Source organism: Hydrogenimonas sp., assembly GCF_029933015.1.
Lineage (GTDB): Bacteria > Campylobacterota > Campylobacteria > Campylobacterales > Hydrogenimonadaceae > Hydrogenimonas.
This window is the reverse complement of the sequence record NZ_JAOZOZ010000175.1, coordinates 1-2,967: the sequence shown is the minus strand read 5'-3', so window position 1 is coordinate 2,967 and position 2,967 is coordinate 1. Positions and strand designations below refer to the sequence as shown.

Here is a 2,967-nt window from a genome sequence, read left to right as displayed (position 1 = left end):
GCGGTGATCGTGATGATTCTGGTGCTCAAGGCGCCGAAAAAGAAAAAAGACGAAAAAGAAGAGTAGGAGCGAAGAAAGGGCCCGAAGGGCCCGATCCGGAATCAGTGGGTCGAGGTTTTCGCCTCTTTTTCGGCCTGCTTGAGGATCTGTTCGAACCATTTGACCGTCATGCGGACACCCGCGCCGCTGGCACCCGCGGGGTTGTAGCCCCACGGCTTTTCGACGTAGGCGGGGCCGGCGATGTCCAGGTGCAGCCACTTGTGTTTGTACTCTTTCTCGATGAAGTGGTCGAGAAAGAGGGCGGCCGTGATGGCGCCGCCGTAGCGGGAGCTGCTGATGTTGCAGACGTCGGCGATCTCGCTCTTGATCAGTTTTCTCAGATAGCGGTTGAAAGGAAGCGTGGCGGTGAGTTCGCCCGCGTTGGTGGCCGCTTTGGAGAAGCTGTGCTTGAGGGTGCGGTCGTGCCCCATGACGCCGGTGGTGTATTCGCCCAGTGCCACGACGCAGGCACCCGTCAGGGTCGCGAAATCGAACAGGTAGTCGGGTTCGACCTTCTCCTGGGCGTAGCAGAGGCAGTCGGCCAGGACCAGGCGTCCTTCGGCGTCGGTGTTGCGGATCTCGATCGTTTTGCCGTTTTTGGCTTTGAGGATGTCGTCGGGCTTGTAGGCGTTGCCCCCGATCATGTTTTCGGTGGCCCCGATGATGCCGTGGACTTCGATCGGCAGTTTCAGCTCGCTGACGGCTTTCATGATGCCGAGTACCGCGCAGGCGCCCGATTTGTCCGATTTCATCGTGACCATGTATTCGGCCGGTTTGAGGCTGAGCCCGCCGCTGTCGTAGGTGAGTCCCTTGCCTACCAGGGCGATTTTGAATTTCGCGTTCTGGGGTTTGTAGGCCAGATGGACGAGACGGGGCGGATGGTCGCTGGCGCGGCTGACGGCCAGGAACGCCCCCATGTTTTCCGCTTCGAGACCCTTTTCGTCCAGTACGATGCACTCCAGATCGTTGGCTTCGGCCAGAGCCACCGCTTTGAGCGCCAGCATCTCGGGGGTCATATCGTCAGGCGGCGTGTTGACGATGCTTCGGGTGTAGTTGGTGGCCCGTGCCACGATCACCGCGTTTTCGACGTAGCCTTTCGCCTTTTCGCAGTCGAGGCTCTTGCCGTTGAAATCTTCGCAGCTGATCGTCACCTTTTTGATCGGGTGTTTGGCCTTTTCGCTCTTGTAGGCGTCGTATTCGTAGTCGCCGAAGATCATGCCCTCGGCCATCGCCTTGACGTTCTGGGCCGCGCATTTTCCCAGGTAGAGACCTGTCTTGACGTGTTCGGCCTTCGTTTTTCTCAGCGCCCGGATCGCGGCGGCGTAGGCGCTGCGGATGTCGTCGTGGTGCAGCGAGTCGGAACCGACGTAGAGCTTCCTCTTTTCGGGCAGGAAACAGGTCTCGTCCTGTCCTCCCTCGAAACCGGCACTCTCCAGCAGCTCTTTGTCTTCGATCCAGGAATGCTCCAGGTTTTTGTCGACGACGCAGACGATTTCGACGTCTGCCTCGATCTCATGCCGTTTTTTCGGACTTGTTTCGATTTGCATGTCGTTCTCTCCTCCTATGTAGTATGTTCTCTTCGATACGGTGGAACGTGTAGGCGATTGTACCCAAAAAGAGCGCCGCGACGGGCAGGGCGAAGTACCAGTGGTGTTTCATGTACTCCAGGACGGCCAGGATCTCTTCGCCGAAAACGTAGGCCAGCACGATCGTGACGGCGGCCCAGACCTGTGCGCTGAGAAAATTGATCAGGGCGAACTTTTTGGCGCTGTAGCGTGTCAGCCCGATACTCATGGGGATGATGGTACGCAGCCCGTAGAGGTAGCGCTGGATGAAGATGACGGGCCAGCCGTACTTCTTGAGCAGCAGATGGGCCAGGGCGAACTTCCGGCGGTGTCTGTGCAGATAGCGGTGGAGCCACTTTTTGTTGTAGCGGCCGATGTAGAAGTAGATCTGGTCACCCGTGAATCCTCCCAGACCCGCGACGAAGATGGCCGTGGGCATATCCATGTGGCCCGTGTGGACCATCGTACCCGCCATGACGAGTCCCAGTTCGCCCTCCATGACGCTCCAGACGAAAAGGATGATATAGCCGTACTCTATCAGCGCGTCGATCAGAAACTGCTCCATCGCCTCCCCTTCTCAATCAGTCGAAATGGAGCAGATCTTTGGCCTGGATCATATCCTTGTCGCCGCGGCCCGAGAGGTTGACGACGACGAGCTTGTTTTTGAGACGCTCGGGATCCATCTTTTTGAGATAGGCGATGGCGTGGGAGCTTTCGAAGGCGGGGATGATCCCCTCTCTCTGGCTCAGCCATACGAAGGCGTCCAGCGCCTCGGCGTCGGTGATGGAGTCGTACTCGGCGGCGCCGATCTCCTTGAGATAGGCGTGTTCCGGCCCGATGCCCGGATAGTCGAGTCCGGCGGAGATGGAGTGGGCTTCGAGGATCTGTCCGTCCTCGTCCTGCAGCAGGTAGCTCATCTGGCCATGGAGCACGCCGGGGCTCCCTTTGGCGAGGCTGGCGCCGTGTTTGTCGGTATCCAGTCCCAGGCCGCCCGCTTCGATGCCGATGCAGGTGGTCTCACTCTCGTCCAGGAAGTGGGCGAAGATCCCCATGGCGTTGGAGCCGCCGCCGATGCAGGCGATCACGTAGTCGGGCAGCCGGTTCTGGGCCTTGAGGATCTGCGCCTTGGCTTCGTAGCCTATGATCGCCTGGAAATCGCGCACCATCATCGGATAGGGGTGCGGTCCCGCCACGGTGCCGATGATGTAGAAGGTGTCCCGGGCGTTGGTGACCCAGTAGCGGATGGCGTCGTTCATGGCGTCCTTGAGTGTTTTCGAGCCGCTTTCGACGGCATGGACCTTCGCGCCCAGCAGTTTCATCCGAAAGACGTTGAGTTCCTGCCGCGCCACATCCTTGGCTCCCA

General features: G+C 59.4%; 3 protein-coding genes. All 3 read right to left on the bottom strand.

Annotation, left to right across the window (positions count from 1 at the left end; all coding sequences use genetic code 11):
- Positions 1-101 precede the first annotated feature (101 nt).
- On the bottom strand, positions 102-1,586 hold the full coding sequence (locus Q1K23_RS08890) for a leucyl aminopeptidase (RefSeq protein ID WP_300363952.1): 1,485 nt from the start codon (positions 1,584-1,586) through the stop codon (positions 102-104).
- On the bottom strand, positions 1,552-2,169 hold the full coding sequence (locus Q1K23_RS08885; RefSeq protein WP_300363951.1) for a DedA family protein: 618 nt from the start codon (positions 2,167-2,169) through the stop codon (positions 1,552-1,554). Before Q1K23_RS08885 ends, Q1K23_RS08890 begins: the two co-directional genes overlap by 35 nt.
- 16 nt (positions 2,170-2,185) lie before the next feature.
- Positions 2,186-2,967, bottom strand: a 782-nt coding sequence (gene trpB, locus Q1K23_RS08880) for a tryptophan synthase subunit beta (protein ID WP_300363950.1), incomplete at its 5' end; no start/stop codon positions are given.

Bases quoted from the DNA above. Each gene is read 5' to 3' on its own strand.
- Q1K23_RS08885 (WP_300363951.1), bottom strand. From the start codon at position 2,169: ATGGAGCAGTTTCTGATCGACGCGCTGATAGAGTACGGCTATATCATC.
- Q1K23_RS08890 (WP_300363952.1), bottom strand. From the start codon at position 1,586: ATGCAAATCGAAACAAGTCCGAAAAAACGGCATGAGATCGAGGCAGAC.